This is a genomic window from Ruoffia tabacinasalis (genome assembly GCF_042652985.1).
In the GTDB taxonomy this organism is placed as follows: Bacteria; Bacillota; Bacilli; order Lactobacillales; family Aerococcaceae; genus Ruoffia; species Ruoffia tabacinasalis.
In genome coordinates this window covers 1-15,823 of record NZ_JBHSHQ010000022.1, presented here as the reverse complement: position 1 = coordinate 15,823, position 15,823 = coordinate 1, and the positions used below count along the sequence as shown (strand labels likewise).

The window sequence follows — 15,823 nt, the reverse complement described above, 5'->3', positions numbered from 1 at the left end:
TGATATTTAATTATTTTAAATATAAAGGGGTATTACATAAATGAGAAAATCACTAAAACTTGTGGCAGCTACAATTGCAGTTTCTGCTTCATCAATGGCGATCAATAGTGCTGAAGCACAAGTCATCGGTGATAACGAAGTATCAGGGACTTGGACCGAGCGTTCAATCGTAGATGTTGCCGATTCAATAAATAAAGAAATTTCTGAAACAGGCAAATATACAATTCAATGGGGAGATACTTTATCAGTTATCGCAGAAGCATTAGGGCTATCTGTTGAAGAAGTAACAGTATTAAACCAACTTGAAAATCCTGACTTAATTATTGCAGGATCAACATTAGCATTTAACGAAGAGCACCATCAAGTGACTTTCGCTAATGAAGATTTAGGTGAAGAAGTGACTTACTCAACTGAAACTGGTGAAGAAGTAGAACCAGTTGAAACTGAAGAAGTTATTGAAGAAGTCATAGAACCAGAAGTAACTGAACCAATGACTGAAGATGGTTTAGTATTAAACACAGTTGAAGAATGGATTGCGCCAGAAACGCAAGAAGTTGAAGCAGCTGAAGAAGTATCAGAATTCACTTATGAAACAGCAGAGGTTTCTTACCCAGAAAACTTAGTCACTTGGGAAGAAGAGGCAACAGAAGAAGTTGTTGCTGAAGAAACACCTGTAGTCGAAGAAGAAATTATTGAAGAATCAGTGGTAGAAGAGCCTGTACTAGAAGAAGAAATCACTGAAGTTGTTGAAGAAACTCCTGTCGTTGAAGAAATTGTTGAAGAAGAAATCGTAGAAGAAGTTGAAGAACCAACTTACGAAACTGACTTAACTGTTCCTGAAGAAACTCAACCATGGGAAGTAGTTGAAGAAGAAGAGCCAGTGGTAGAGGAACCAGTTTATGTGGAACCTGAAGTCGAAGAACCTGTTGTTGAAGAACCTGTTGTCGAAGAGCCAGCTTCTGGTTCAATTGACTACTACTCAGCAAGTCTAGGTTCAATGCCAGAAAATGCTGGTCTATCTGAATCTGAATTAGCAGCTAAATTAGAAATCCGCCGTCGTGAAAGTACACATAACTATGATATTTATAGTGTATCTGGAAACCACTACGGAGCTTACCAAATGTTAGATTCATACTTCTCGACATATGGTTACGGTGACAGATCACCAGCCAGTCAAGAAGCAGCATCTAATGGATATGTTGCATCACGTTACGGAAGCTGGCAAGCAGCCTTAGCTCACCACAACGCAAACAACTGGTATTAAAATTTAACTATATTTTAAAAAAAGTCGAAACAACTAGAAATAGTTGCTTCGGCTTTTTTGTTTTGCTTAGGGTTACAAAGTATCGCCTCTCATATAGTAAGTTTATATTTGTCTTTTCACTTCAGATAGTGCTAGAATATTTTTAGACCTAAGACAAAGGAGTTATTTTGAATGAATCACAAAACAATTATGGAATTTCATGGGGGCTTAGATACGATTGGCGGTAATATAATCTCGCTAGTGTACAATGGCTATCGTATTATTACAGATTTTGGGGCAGTTGTAGGTGTTGATATTAATGAATTAGCATATCAGAAAAATACGCAAGCATTATATGATGACAACAAATTGCCTAAAATTGATGGTCTATTTAGACAAGAAGCTTTAGAAGATAATTCAACATTAAGTTATGAAGCTTCAGACTTAAAAACGATTGTATTAATTTCACATCTACATTTGGACCATGTGGGGAGCTTGGCTCATTTACATCCGGATATTCCTGTCTATGCAACCGAGACAGCGGTTGCTTTATATCATTCGTTGAACAAGCACGAATTTCTACCGGACTATCCAGTAAATTGGACACCAGTAAAACCCGGTGAGACGATTGAACATGGTGAGTTTTCAATTACTTTTCATCTAAGTGATCATGATACGGAAGGGGCGGCAAGTATCTTTATTAAAGCTCCTGATGTTAAAGTGATTTACTCAGGAGACTTGAGATTAAGTGGTTTCCATCCGGAAAGAGTGATGGAGACAACGATTAAAGCAAAAGCTTTCCAACCAGATATCTTATTACTTGAGGGAACAAGTTATAGTTTCAGCAAAACGATTGAACCATCTGCACTTGATAAGGCATTAGAACCACTGATTGAACGCTTAGGCAGTCACACAGAATTTGGCTTAATGCGAGACGTACGTGCTTTAATTAAAGACTCAGATAAATTAGTAGCATTTAATGGTTATCCACAAAATGTGGATCGCGTGGTTGAATTAGCGCATTTATTCAATGAGTATAAACGCACATTTGTACTGCAAGCGAGTCTATATAATCTAGCATTCGAATATGTCAAAGACTTAGATCATGTTGCTCCTTTAGCAACGGAAGATGCGAGCTTTGGTGTGAGTATTCAATAAATTCAGGAAAACCCTGAACAATTTGCACTTCAAGTGGATGAATTTACTTACGAGCAGTTATATGATTTACCAAAAGGAATCTTACTTCATTCAAATGGTGTTCCTTTAGGATCATTCATGGAAGGTTATGAAACTTATATTCGTGGCTTACACGATAACGGTTGGCGAGTGGTTGATGCGGGTGTGTCAGGACATGCTTCTAAAGAAGATTTATTAGCGGTTGCCTACACAATTAACGCAAAAGTCACCGTTCCTTGGCACACAAAATTGCCAGAACTATACAGTGAAGCCCTTGAAACGTATGGAGTTACAACTTGGTTACCTGAATATAACAAGCAATATTCCATTGATTCAATGAAGGAACTGAGTAAGTAGAGGAGAGATAAAGTGAGTCAACAAGTTATTAGATTAATTGTAACAAGCGATACCCATGGGCATTGGTTAAATCAACCAGATAATCCTAAGGCATCTTTATTCAATACCGCAACTTGTATTGAAAATTTAAAAGCCAAAGAGGCTGATGTGACTTTAACGATAGACCTAGGTGATTTTATCCAAGGATCGTCTTTTGCAACCTACTTGAGTCAAGAACGTCAAGACGGAAGAGTTATTGCTCGAGCAATGAATGCGATTGGTTATGACTATCAATTGATTGGGAATCATGAATTTAACTTTGGGCAAGATTACCGCGACCAGATAATTGAAGATTTGAATGCGGATTTACTTGTCAGCAATATTATTGATGATGCGACGGACAAACCATTTTTAGGAAAACCGTACGATATCATTGAACAAAATGGCATCAAGATTGGTATTGTAGGAGTAACAACTTCTTATATTCCAAACTGGGAATTGCCCGCCCATTATGAGGGGTTACGATTTGAGGATGCCTTTGAATCCGCTAAGTATTACGTTGAAATAGTGCGTGACCAAGTGGATGTTGTCATATTAGCGTATCATGGTGGTTTCGAACGAGATTTAGTCACTAAGGAACCTTTAGAAGAATTAACGAAAGAAAACCAAGGGTCTGAAATGTTGGCGGGTATTGAAGGGGTTGACGTCTTATTAACAGGTCATCAACACCGCGAGTTGAATCAACAAGTGGGCCAAACTTACGTCATTCAACCTGGCTATGCCGGTGAAATTGTAGCCGAAGTCGAAATTGAATTAACGGATAATCAAGAGGTTTCAGGAATAAACGGTACACTTCATAACACGTCTCAATGTGAGGTTAACCAAGCAGTTAAAGCTGTCATGGAACCTGAAATTACTGATGGAAATAATTGGTTGAATACCGTATTAGGTGTCGCACCTTTAGAACAAGTGACTACAAGTCCGATTGATGCGCGTTTGAATGGCCATCCATTTATTGAATTTTTAAATCAAATTCAATTCGATGAAACAGGAGCTGATTTTAGTTCTGTGGCTTTAGTTAATAATGCTTTTGTAAATTTCCACGGTGAAATTACGAATGAAACTTTATTAAAGAGCTATCCTTTTTATAATTTAATCGCTAAAGTGAATGTCACGGGTAATGACCTATATGAAGTCATGGAATTCAACTTACAATACCTAGAAGTAAACGCTCAAGGTAACATCGATGTGAATCCAGAATATGTTGTACCTAAACCAAGACATTATAACTTTGACGTCTATAGTGGAATGACTACAACCGTTGATATGACACAACCTGTTGGTCAGCGTGTGACAAGTATTGTCGATGATCGAACTGGAAAAATGCTGGATAAAAATGCTACTTATAGTGTAGCTTTATCTCAATACCGTGCCGTCGGCGGGGGAGACTTTAAGTGGTATGGTAAAGAAAAAATTGAATCAATCTCAAATATTGATATCGCGACTTTAATGAAAGAAGCGCTAAGCACTTATTCTCAAGAAAAATGGGACTATATTAATTCAAATTATCAGCACCTCACATGGGAACCAAAATTAAATATCGCTGATATGAATAACCCATGAGAATTATTAGGATACGATTATTTTACATAGAATTTACAAAAAATTTACAGTAGCTTGGTATACTGAAAGAACTTGAGAAGGATGAGGTGTAAGTATGCAAGTAAGATTTGAAGACGTGACACTGAAGTTTGGAGATAAGACAGTATTAGACCGTATTAATTTCACTCTACCTAGTAGCGAATTAATTTCATTTTTAGGCCCAAGTGGTAGTGGGAAATCAACAACATTGTATCTCATATCTGGTTTGTTAGATGCAACTGAAGGGAAGATCTTCTTTGATGATAAAGAAGTAACGAATTTAGACCCAGTTAAACGGGGTGTTGGTTTAGTATTCCAAAACTATGCGCTTTATCCACATTTAACCGTCTTAGAGAATATTATGTTCCCTTTAAAAATGGCTAAAGTGAGTAAAAAGGAACGCCGCCGCATCGCCACTGAAATGGCGGAGTTAACTAAGATCGGCGATCAATTAGATAAATATCCACGTCAATTATCTGGTGGACAACAACAAAGGGTAGCGATTAGTCGTGCCTTAGCTAAATCACCGTCAATTCTATTAATGGATGAGCCGTTAAGTAACTTGGATGCGCGTTTACGTATTGAGATGCGTGAAGAAATTCGCCGTATTCAAAAAGAAACGGGTGTTACAACCGTGTTTGTAACCCATGACCAAGAAGAAGCTTTAAGTATCGCAGACCACGTTATGGTCCTAGACGATGGGGAAATTCAACAAATGACAGATCCTGTTACTTTATATGAAGACCCTAAAAACTTATTTATTGCGAAATTTATTGGGTCGCCAATTATTAATGTTTTTACAAAAGAATCGCGTTCTATCAATAAAGAACATTCATTCTATAATAAAGACTGGTTCCACTTTGGAGTTCGTCCAGAACATCTAGTTGTAGCTAATGAGGAATCACACTTATTAAGTGCAACAGTTGAACGTATCGAACGTGTAGGTAAAGACATCACAGTTCATTTAAATAATGACAGTGAGAAATTCATTGTTTCTGATGTCGATACTGAAGGCTTAAATGTTGGCGATACAATTTACTTTAATGCCGATGAAGCAAACACTTTATACTTCGACATAGAAGGGAATCGCCTGGAAAGCAGGGATAAAGATGAATAAGAAGGCAACAGTAAAAAGTACTTTAGTCTCTTTACTTTATTTAGCACCAGCCATTATTTTTATTGGTATTTTTACGATTTATCCAATCTTTAAATCGATTGATATGAGTTTTTATACAGACTTTAATATCTTTTCGGGTGAGATTAATGCTCGTGGGATGGATAATTATCAAGAGTTACTCACTGACCCTGAGTTCTTCAAAGCTTTAAAGAACACAGCGATTTATGTTATTGGTGTAGTACCTGCATCGATTATTATATCTTTGTTTGTTGCTGTGTTATTAAATTCGATTCCTAAATTCCAAGGCTTCTTCCGTTCTGTTTACTTCTTACCATTTGTAACAAGTACGGTTGCGATTTCAGTAGTTTGGAGTTGGCTTTACCACTCTAGATATGGCTTAATTAACTATATCTTAGGACTCTTTGGTGTTGATGCCATCAACTGGCTAGGTGATCCTGATAACGCGATGATAGCCGTTATTATCATGGCGATTTGGAAGGGGTTAGGTTTTAACATCCTGCTTCTATTAGTTGGTTTAAATAATATTAGTGATAATTATTATCGCGCTGCTAAAGTTGATGGTGCAGGAGTTTGGGCAAGATTTACAAACATTACCATTCCACTTCTAAGACCGACATTATTCTTACTTTCAGTTGTTGGAACGATTAATTCATTCAAAGTGTTTGATGAAGTCTTTGCTTTATTCAATGGACGACCTGGACCGGCAGGTTCAGCAACGACGGTTGTTTATTATCTATTTAGAAAATTCTACGAACAATTCGATTATGGAGTCGCTGCGGCATCTGGAATTGTCTTATTCTTAATTGTACTTGTGATAACAATCATTCAATACCTTGGTAATCGGTATTTTGAGAAGCGAGGTGGGTAAGCATGAAAAAATTCTTACAATTATTTTCTATTTATTTAGTGCTTTTTCTAGGTGGTATCTTGATGGTGTTACCATTCTTCTGGATGGTGTCAACCAGTTTGAAGTCAGCTGGAGAAGCGATTGCGATTCCACCGGCTCTTTTACCAAGTAATTGGTTGTTTTCAAACTATGAAGAAGCGCTCGAAGCAGCGCCGTTCGCTCGTTATTTCGTAAACAGTGTGATTGTCACGGTGGCTTCCACTGCGGGTGAATTATTTACTAGCATATTGGCAGCTTTTGCCTTTGCTAAACTTAAATTTTGGGGTAAAGATTTAATATTTATTATATTGTTAGCTACGATGATGGTCCCAGGTGAATTGATGACCATCCCGAACTTTGTTACTTTGGCAAATTGGGATTTAATTAATACTTATTGGGCATTAATCATCCCTTGGTTAGCGAGTGTATTCTCGATCTTTACTCTAAAGCAGTCGTTTGAATCGATACCGGATGCTTTATATTATTCTGCGAAAGTGGATGGTAGTAGTGACTGGCGTTTCCTTTGGGAAATGATGGTACCACTATCTCAATCATCGATTGTCGCAGTGATGATATTGAAGGTTATCGGAAGCTGGAACTCATTCATGTGGCCACTGATTGTTACAAATGATACTAGTCTACGTACATTACCTGTCGGACTTCAAGCATTTACAACAGAAGCGGGTACGAAATTTGAGTTATTAATGGCTGCCTCAACGATTGTTATTGTTCCTATGGTTATCATCTATCTATTGTTGCAACGTTACATTATTCAAGGTATCTCAAACTCTGGACTAAAAGGTTAGTCAATATATCCTCAGGAGGGAATTATTTAATGAAGAAATTTAAATTAGCAGTTGCTGCTTTAGCGGCATCAGTATCAGTAAGTGCATTTGCACCATTCACTGCCCAAGCACAAGAAGAGCCAGTAGAAATTACTTTCTGGCACGCAATGAACGGTCCTCACCAAGACATGATCACTGAATTAGTTGAAGGATTCAACGGTTCACAAGACCAATATGTTGTTGTTGAACAAAACCAAGGTGACTACAGTACTTTACAACAAAGTATTATGGCATCTGGTGTGTCTGGTGACTTACCAACAATGTCTCAATTAACAAACTCAAATACACCTGATTACCGTGATCAAGGTTTATTAACGCCATTAGACGCTTACTTAACAGAAGAAAATGGTTGGACGGACGAGTTAAAAGACGGAATCTTTGAAGGGTTCATGTCTGGTGTTACTTATGATGATGGAATCTATGCAATGCCATTCTCAAAATCAGTTCGTTTAATGTTTGTTAACCAAGATTTATTAGACGAAGTTGAAGCTGAAATTCCAACAACTTGGGCTGAAGTTCAAGCTTTAGGTGAAGCTCTTGACGAAGCTGGTTTAGAAGAAGAAGCAATGGGATTAGAAAACTCTATCTCAATGGAAGTTGAAACAATGGCTCGTCAAAATGGTGCAACTTGGATTTCTGATGATTTAACAGAAGTTGAAATTGCTTCAGAAACTGCCACTGAACCTGTACAATTCATTAAAGATTTAATTACTAATGGACATGCACGTCAAGCTGGAGAAGACGGATTCATGTCAGGTCCATTCTCACAAGGTGCAAGTGCATTATACATCGGATCTTCAGCTGGTTTAGCACACGTATTACCAGGAATTGAAGAAAATGGAATTAACATGACTACAGCTGAAATTCCAGTATTCAACGATGGTGAAAACTTAACTTTATTCGCTGGTAATGATTTAGGCGTATTTGAATCAGCTTCAGAAGAAGAACGCGCTGGTGCAGCTGCATTCTTAGCTTACTTATTAGAAGGTGAAAATACAGCTAAATGGGCAATTGGAACTGGTTACTTACCAATCACTCAAGCAGGATTAGATTCTGACTTATGGCAAGACTACTTAGCTGAAAACCCACTTGTAGAAGCGGCTTCAGCAGAGTTAGACTACGGTCAATCACAAGTTCCTTATGTAGGATCTTCAGAAGTATTCAGTGAAATCGAATTAGCTTTAGAAAATATTATGATTAACGACGCTGACGTTCAAGCTGAAATGCAAGGAATCGAAGACTTAGTTAAAGGACATCTTGGAGTAGAGTAATCTACTATCCGCAACAATAGAATAGATAACAAACACACCCACTGAAACTTTAGTGGGTGTTTTTTGCCTTTAGGATTGTGAATCTTAGGTATTTGTGTGATTCAGATTAAACTAGCGACAAATGACAACTCCATTCGTCTTTAGATGGGCTAACTCAAGCCAAACGGTAAGTCCATTCGTCTTTAGTTGACCTAGCTCAAGCCAAACGGCAACTCCATTCGTCTTTAGATGGGCTAACTCAAGCCAAACGGTAAGTCCATTTGTCTTTAGTTGACCTAGCTCAAGCCAAACGGTAAGACCATTCGTCTTTAGTTGACCTAACTCAAGCCAAACGATAAGTCCATTCGTCTTTAGTTGACCTAGCTCAAGCCAAACGGCAACTCCATTCGTCTTTAGATGGGCTAACTCAAGCCAAACGGCAACTCCATTCGTCTTTAGATGGGCTAACTCAAGCCAAACGGTAAGTCCATTTGTCTTTAGTTGACCTATCTCAAGCCAAACGGTAACGCCATTTGTCTTTAGTTACAAAAGAAATCCTTATTAGTTGCAGCTAATTTAAATTAACGATATTCTTCAAATTAAGCATATTATAGGTGTCCCAGGCAGCTACCTTTATCTATCATGCGCCGATAGATATCAGACCTATATCACCAATTTATAAATAAACAATGATGTAACTTGATAGCAAATAAATTACATAAAAGCCATAATGATGGCTTTTTAATAAAAAAATATGAAAAAAGTGTTCTGAATTAGAGATTTTCTGCTATGATTGTAAAAAAACTCGTATGATGAATTAAAAAAGGAGAAAATGATCTACGGTTGGTGGATCGTCATTGCGATTCTAATCAATATTTCGTTACTAGGTCCAGCTGCAGTCGCTCTAGCCAATATATTCCAAACATCAGTTGCAATAGAATTTGCAATCAGTAACAGTGCCTTTGCAATTAATAAAGTGATTGTTTTAGGAATTGGGATTTTTGTTTTAACGATCGTTTTAAAAAATTTATCAGGTCCACATTTTAATAAGACTTATTTGATGATATTATTTCGTCTATTATTGGACTTGTAGGTTACAGTATTTCTCAAAAGATTTATATGTCTAAATCTTTTCATTATTTATTGTCTAAAGTAAAACCATTACTAACAGATTCACTCTTCCCAACAAAAGAGTATTCTAATGCCTATGGTTATGGTCAATTAGCTCAATAATAAGGTATTGTGATTGTTTCATCAGCAGTTGCAGGGATTGTGGATTTATGTGGGGGATATAATACGTCTAGGATCGTAATGGGAATCTTAGGAGTTGTTGGCGGTGCGTCATGGTTAGTCGCAATCACAAATTTTAAAAACTACGTAAAGTAATAATATTAAACTCCGGAACAGAGCAAGTCTGTGTCCGGAGTTTTTTGTGTGTCAAGATTATTTTTTTTAAACCAAAATACCCCTGTAAAGCACGGTTAAATGCTCTACAGAGGTAAAGTATATAGAAGGGTAATTCAATTAGAATGACGCCATAACGATGAAGTTTAGGATGAATAGACCCATTGAAATCCACAAGATAGGGTGAACCTCTTTCGCTTCGCCTTTAACAATCTTAACAAGTCCGTATGTAATGAAACCTGCTGCAATCCCATTAGAAATTGAATATGCCAGTCCCATGAAGACAGAAGTGAAGAAGGCTGGAACAGCGACCGAGAAATCAGACCATTCAATATCAGCAAAACTTGAAACCATTAAGATACCAACAATAATTAAAGCTGGTGCCGTTGCTGCTGTAGGAACAATACTTATAACTGGTGCTAAAAATGCTGCTAAGATAAAGCATATAGCGGTTGAAACTGAAGTTAATCCTGTGCGACCTCCAGCTCCGATACCTGCAGCTGACTCAACGAAAGTCGTTGTATTAGAAGTACCAAACATCGCACCAAAGACAGTACCAATTGAATCGGCGAATAATGCGCGGTCCATTTTTGAAGTAATTCCTGTTGAATCTTCTAATTCTTGAATATCTTTATCTGTAAAGATTCCTGTACGACGACCAGTTCCAATGAATGTACCAATTGTATCGAAGACATCCGCCAAACTGAATGCAAAGATTGTCATAATAACGACTGGTAATTTTGACAGATCAGAGAATAGGGAAGGTAAGCCGGCTGATGTAAAGATGACTAAGAAAGTATCTTTAAATTCAACAAAGGCATCCGCTAAAGTATTTTCAGAGAAATCAATCGTTGATAGATCAACTAAGCCAAATACCATCGCTAATAAAGTTGTCGCAATAATACCAATTAAAATTGCACCTTGAACATTTAAGATCATTAAAGCAATTGTAATGAATAATCCAATAATAACAACAAGAACCGTTGGTTGAGTTAAATCAACTAACTCAGGTAAAATTCCACCACTTGTGACAACTGATTCAACGACACCGTTAATTTCAGTCCCGCCCGCTTGACCATTCACAGAGACGATATTTGATGCATCTGAAGTGAACTGTAACAAGCCAGCATTTTTAATACCAAGGTAACCAATAAATACTCCGATACCGGCTGAGATTGCGTGTTGTAAAAATTCTGGGATCGCAAGGATTAACATCTTACGAACTTTAGTTACTGTGATTAATACGTTAATTATCCCACAGATGAATACCATGGATAAAGCTTCTTGCCAAGTAAAGCCTAAAGCAAAGACAACTGTATATGTAAAGAATGCATTCAGACCCATACCCGGTGCAAGTGCATAAGGGACATTTGCAAATAACCCAATAAATAATGTCGAGATAGCTGATGCAAATAATGTCGCTAGAAACACTGCCTGAGAAGGCATGCCAGATAATGCTAAGATACTAGGGTTTACAAATACAATGTACGACATCGCTAAGAAAGTCGTGATTCCCGCAACAATTTCGGTCGAAACAGTTGTGTTGTGTTCCTCCAACTTAAAAAAACGATTTAAAGCGTTCATTTTCTTCCTCCTAAAATATATTTATTACGCTAGTAAGTATAACAACAGACTTCTGAAATGCCTAGACCGAAACAAACGATTCGTATATATTCAGAGATGAACGTTCGTGTTTTTGATTAAAACCCATCTAAAATAATATTCACAACATATGTAGCTCATTATATACTCGTTGGCAATTATGATATAATCTATTATATGTAGGAAGAAGGTGACTTAGTATGACAAAAGAAAAAGCTTTTGTAATCGGCGATATCCATGGCATGTATCATTCGTTAGAGGTCATGTTATCTCACTGGCGCCGGGATGAAGAGCAACTAATCTTAGTCGGAGATTATATTGACCGTGGACCCAATTCGGACTCTGTGTTAAAGACCGTAAGAACTTTACAAAAAGAGCATAATGCGATCCTTTTACGAGGCAATCATGAACAACTTTTCTTGAATTACTTACTTGAACCACGAAAAGAATGGAAACTTTATAAGCAAAATGGTGGTGCAACAACAATTTCTCAATTACTACAAATCCAAATCGAAGACGTTGAAGCACAAGCACCGGAGGAAGTAGTGGAGAAACTCCTTGAGAAAGAACCGTGGCTGATAGAATGGCTGGAAAGTTTAGTTTATTACACAACTTTTGGTAATCATATTATTGTCCATGCAGGCGTAGACTTTACTAAATCAGATTGGCGTTACACTTCTTTGCATGATTTCTTATGGATTCGAGAAGGGTTTCATTATGAAAAAAATACGACCGGACGCAACATCATCTTCGGCCATACACCTGTTCAAACATTGCATGAATCAGTCGAGCCTTGGCAACGTGATGGCAAATGGGGTATCGACGGTGGTAATGTCTATGGCGGAAGCTTAATTGCTTTGCGCATTGATCGAGAAGAAGTGAACGATGTCGTAGTATTAAGATAGGAGATTTTTAATGGCAACAGTTATTGATACAACAGATTTAATCAAACAAATTAACCAAGAAACAAAAATCAGTCCCAAGCAAATCCAAGCGGTACTGAACTTATTAAGTGAAGGGAATACGATTCCATTTATCGCCCGTTACCGTAAAGAAGTAACCGGATCACTGGACGAAGTACAAATTCACGATATCGAACAAAAATATACCTATGCGAAACAATTAGGCGAGCGAAAAGAAGAAGTCGTTCGCTTAATTGCTGAGCAAGAAAAATTAACCGATGAGATTGAACGAAGTGTTATGAAATCTTCAACCTTACAACAAGTTGAAGATATATACCGTCCGTTCAAACAAAGTCGTCGTACAAAAGCGATGACAGCGAAGGAAAATGGACTAGAACCATTAGCCGAGTGGTTATTATCAGTTGAAGCAACGGATGCAACTCCAGAAGCAGAAGCAGAAAAATATATCAACGATGAAGTGCCAACCGCACAAGATGCGTTAGCAGGTGCACATGAAATCCTAGCTCAAGAAGTGTCTGATAATGCACAGTACCGTGAATTTATTCGTAAATACACGCGCTATAATGCTAACATCGTAACTACACTTAAAGATGAAGACAAAGATGAGAATAAAGTGTATCAACAATATTATGAATTTAGCGAATCATTAACGACATTGATGTCTCACCGTACGCTTGCAATTAATCGTGCAGAAAAAGAAGGCGTCATCACAGTGAAAATTCACGTTGACGCTGAACCAGTTATTAAATATATGTCGAACCGTTTCATCCCTAAAGAACTGAATGACGACAAGAAAGAGTTAGTTCAATTGGCTGTTGAAGATGCGTATAAACGCTTCATTGGACCAGCGATTGAACGTGAGATGCGTAGTGAAGCAACGGAAGAGGCCAGTCAACAAGCGATTAAAGTATTTGGTGAAAACTTACGTAACCTCTTACTACAACCACCTTTAAAAGGACGTGTTGTCATGGGCTTTGACCCGGCATATCGTACAGGTTGTAAATTAGCTATCATTAACGAAACGGGTCGCGTATTAGATAAAGGTGTTATTTATCCACATAAACCTGCATCAGCGACTAAACGTCAAGCAGCGAAAGGTGAGTTATTAGAATTTATCCGTAAACACGATGTGGATATCATTGCGATCGGTAATGGGACAGCTAGTCGTGAGTCTGAACAATTTGTTTCAGATCTAATTAAAGAACATAACTTGGACACGCAATTTATCGTGATTAATGAAGCGGGTGCTTCGGTATATAGCGCGAGTGCTATTGCCCGTAAAGAGTTCCCAGACTTCCAAGTTGAAGAACGTAGTGCGGTTTCAATTGCTCGTCGTTTACAAGATCCGATTGCTGAATTAATTAAGATTGATCCGAAATCTATGGGAGTAGGTCAATACCAACATGATGTGAGTCAAAAAGATTTAACACAACAATTAGACTTTGTGGTGAACATTACCGTTAACCAGGTTGGAGTCGATTTGAATACTGCTAGTATCCAATTATTGGAGCACGTTTCAGGATTGACTGCAGCCACAGCTAAGAATGTGATTGCACTTCGTGACGAAATAGGTCACTTCTCAAGTCGTGAACAAATTAAAGATGTCAAACGTTTAGGGCCTAAAACTTATGAACAAGCGGTAGGTTTCATGCGTATCTTAGGCGGGGAAAATCCATTAGACCAAACGAGTATTCACCCGGAAAGTTATAAAGTGGCTTTAGATATTTTAAATCAGGCAAATGTTAACGTAAATGATATTGGTTCTGAAGAGGCGATTGAAACACTAAAATCACTCAAAGCCAGTGACTTAGCAACCCAATACGACTTAGGTGAAGAATCTATCTCAGATATTTTAGATGGGTTAATGCATCCAACAGCAGATGTACGTGACGGGCAAGATGCGCCAGTCCTTCGTGCGGACGTCTTATCAATGGAAGATTTGGATGAGGGGATGCAACTGCAAGGAGTCGTGCGTAACGTGGTCGACTTTGGTGCTTTCGTTGATATTGGAGTAAAACAAGATGGTTTAGTACACATCTCCAAACTCTCTAAAAAATTCATCAAACATCCCTCTGATGCCGTTTCTGTTGGAGATATTATTGAAGTCGAAGTCATTTCTTTAGATCGTCAAAAAAGCCGCATTGGGTTAAAGAGAATTTTTAATAAAGAGTAAAGACAAAAAAACACGGTAGCTTCTAATGAAGTCACCGTGTTTCTTTATGTACTGAGTTTATGATGCGATCGATGGGATTTGAACCCACACATCCTTAAGGACACTAGCCCCTCAAGCTAGCGCGTCTGCCATTCCGCCACGATCGCGTGTTTTCCTTAAATTAAAGGACAAGATTTATAATAGCACAAAAAAGGTTTAGATTCAATATTTCATAGTGAAGAGAATAGAGTATATAAATCTGTTAAAGAGTTTTTATAACTGAGTAAAGTCGTGGTTTTGATATAATCATATTATAAGTTATTAAATTTAGAAGGTATCGTCAACTTCTTAGCAGCTTCTCAAGGTACAGACGTTGACTTCTTTGAAGCTCTTCTAAATCTAGATGAATTACAAAAGAACCATATTGAAGATATTCATGACAGATTTTACGTGATAAAAATCACCCAAGTGTCTTTGCATGGAGCTTACTGAATGAGCCAAGCACAACAACAGAAGCAGCGAATGAATATTTCGGACCATTATTTGAAGCAGCTCACAAATATGGTCCGCAACAACGTCCACGTATATTTGCTTTAATTATGTATTCAACTCCTGATGCTTGTAAAAGTTATCACCATGCTGATTTCCTATGTATGAACCGTTATTACGGTTGGTATGTTAAAGGTGAATCAGACTTTGAAGGTGCTGAACGACTATTCCGTGATGAGATGGATGCTTGGGTAGAACTCGATTTAAATAAACCAATGATCTTTACTGAATACGGTACAGATAATTACATTGGTGAATCAAAACTTCCATCAGTGATGGGACAGAGCAATACAAGGATGGGTACTTAGATATGTATCACCGCGTGTTTGCTGATTATGACATGGTTCAAAGTGAGCAAATTTGGAACTTTGCTGATTTCCAAACTGTTGAAGGCCTGATGCGAGTGAACGGAAAAAAAAGGTGTATTCACACGTTAACGCCAACCAAAACGCGTCGCTTATAAATTAAAAGAACGCTGGGAAAATATTAAATGAATTTTAAACGAAGCATCCTATTAGTTTAGGGTGCTTTTTCTAATGTGTGAATTTTGTGTTATAAAACTGTGTAAAAAAGGCTATGGAGTTGATATGTAACCGTTTTATTGGTAAGTGTATATTGTATTTTAAAAAGGGGCCAAAATTTTAGGAATTGCAATTGAAAATGGGACCACCTGTCAGT

General features: G+C 37.6%; 14 protein-coding genes and 1 tRNA gene. 13 read left to right on the top strand and 2 right to left on the bottom strand.

What is annotated here, in order from left to right; translation table 11 throughout:
- The first annotated feature begins 40 nt into the window (after positions 1–40).
- The 9 genes from ACFO5Y_RS03555 to ACFO5Y_RS03515 all read left to right on the top strand — a co-directional run bounded on the left by ACFO5Y_RS03555 (position 41) and on the right by ACFO5Y_RS03515 (position 9,608).
- Positions 41–1,264: an aggregation-promoting factor C-terminal-like domain-containing protein gene (locus ACFO5Y_RS03555; RefSeq protein ID WP_197105143.1), complete on the top strand. Its 1,224-nt coding sequence runs from the start codon at positions 41–43 to the stop codon at positions 1,262–1,264.
- A gap of 171 nt (positions 1,265–1,435) precedes the next feature.
- Positions 1,436–2,401 carry an MBL fold metallo-hydrolase gene (locus tag ACFO5Y_RS03550; RefSeq protein WP_380706351.1) on the top strand — a complete coding sequence of 322 codons (966 nt, stop codon included), beginning with the start codon at positions 1,436–1,438 and terminating at the stop codon, positions 2,399–2,401.
- Between the two features lie 33 nt (positions 2,402–2,434).
- On the top strand, positions 2,435–2,776 hold the full coding sequence (locus tag ACFO5Y_RS03545; protein ID WP_380706350.1) for a hypothetical protein: 342 nt from the start codon (positions 2,435–2,437) through the stop codon (positions 2,774–2,776).
- A gap of 12 nt (positions 2,777–2,788) precedes the next feature.
- Positions 2,789–4,378, top strand: a complete 1,590-nt coding sequence (locus tag ACFO5Y_RS03540) for a bifunctional metallophosphatase/5'-nucleotidase (RefSeq protein WP_197105145.1) — start codon at positions 2,789–2,791, stop codon at positions 4,376–4,378.
- A 94-nt stretch (positions 4,379–4,472) separates the two neighbouring features.
- Positions 4,473–5,513 carry an ABC transporter ATP-binding protein gene (locus ACFO5Y_RS03535; RefSeq protein ID WP_197105146.1) on the top strand — a complete coding sequence of 347 codons (1,041 nt, stop codon included), beginning with the start codon at positions 4,473–4,475 and terminating at the stop codon, positions 5,511–5,513.
- Entirely contained in the window at positions 5,506–6,402 is an 897-nt protein-coding gene (locus ACFO5Y_RS03530; protein ID WP_197105147.1) for a carbohydrate ABC transporter permease, read from the top strand. The genes ACFO5Y_RS03535 and ACFO5Y_RS03530 overlap by 8 nt, the downstream gene beginning before the upstream one ends.
- 2 nt (positions 6,403–6,404) lie before the next feature.
- Positions 6,405–7,226 carry a carbohydrate ABC transporter permease gene (locus tag ACFO5Y_RS03525; RefSeq protein ID WP_197105148.1) on the top strand — a complete coding sequence of 274 codons (822 nt, stop codon included), beginning with the start codon at positions 6,405–6,407 and terminating at the stop codon, positions 7,224–7,226.
- Positions 7,227–7,255: 29 nt separating this feature from the next.
- Entirely contained in the window at positions 7,256–8,536 is a 1,281-nt protein-coding gene (locus ACFO5Y_RS03520; protein WP_197105149.1) for an ABC transporter substrate-binding protein, read from the top strand.
- Positions 8,537–9,347: 811 nt separating this feature from the next.
- A complete protein-coding gene (locus ACFO5Y_RS03515; RefSeq protein ID WP_197105150.1) occupies positions 9,348–9,608 on the top strand; it encodes a hypothetical protein in 261 nt (86 codons plus the stop codon).
- Positions 9,609–10,039: 431 nt separating this feature from the next.
- Here ACFO5Y_RS03515 and ACFO5Y_RS03510 read toward each other — a convergent pair whose 3' ends face one another.
- Positions 10,040–11,503, bottom strand: a complete 1,464-nt coding sequence (locus tag ACFO5Y_RS03510) for an NCS2 family permease (protein ID WP_197105151.1) — start codon at positions 11,501–11,503, stop codon at positions 10,040–10,042.
- A 218-nt stretch (positions 11,504–11,721) separates the two neighbouring features.
- Here ACFO5Y_RS03510 and ACFO5Y_RS03505 point away from each other — a divergent pair, with 218 nt between their 5' ends.
- Entirely contained in the window at positions 11,722–12,426 is a 705-nt protein-coding gene (locus ACFO5Y_RS03505) for a metallophosphoesterase family protein (protein ID WP_197105152.1), read from the top strand.
- A gap of 10 nt (positions 12,427–12,436) precedes the next feature.
- Positions 12,437–14,617 (top strand): Tex family protein, encoded by a 2,181-nt coding sequence (locus ACFO5Y_RS03500; protein ID WP_197105153.1) that lies wholly within the window; start codon positions 12,437–12,439, stop codon positions 14,615–14,617.
- Positions 14,618–14,680: 63 nt separating this feature from the next.
- On the opposite strand, the gene ACFO5Y_RS03495 is transcribed toward ACFO5Y_RS03500, so the two are convergent.
- A tRNA-Leu gene (locus ACFO5Y_RS03495) sits at positions 14,681–14,763 on the bottom strand.
- A 276-nt stretch (positions 14,764–15,039) separates the two neighbouring features.
- Here ACFO5Y_RS03495 and ACFO5Y_RS03490 point away from each other — a divergent pair.
- Together ACFO5Y_RS03490 and ACFO5Y_RS03485 are read left to right on the top strand one after the other, a co-directional pair.
- Positions 15,040–15,453, top strand: a complete 414-nt coding sequence (locus ACFO5Y_RS03490; protein ID WP_197105157.1) for a glycoside hydrolase family 2 TIM barrel-domain containing protein — start codon at positions 15,040–15,042, stop codon at positions 15,451–15,453.
- A 2-nt stretch (positions 15,454–15,455) separates the two neighbouring features.
- Positions 15,456–15,608, top strand: coding sequence for a hypothetical protein (locus ACFO5Y_RS03485; protein ID WP_197105154.1), 153 nt, complete (start codon positions 15,456–15,458; stop codon positions 15,606–15,608).
- Positions 15,609–15,823 lie beyond the last annotated feature (215 nt).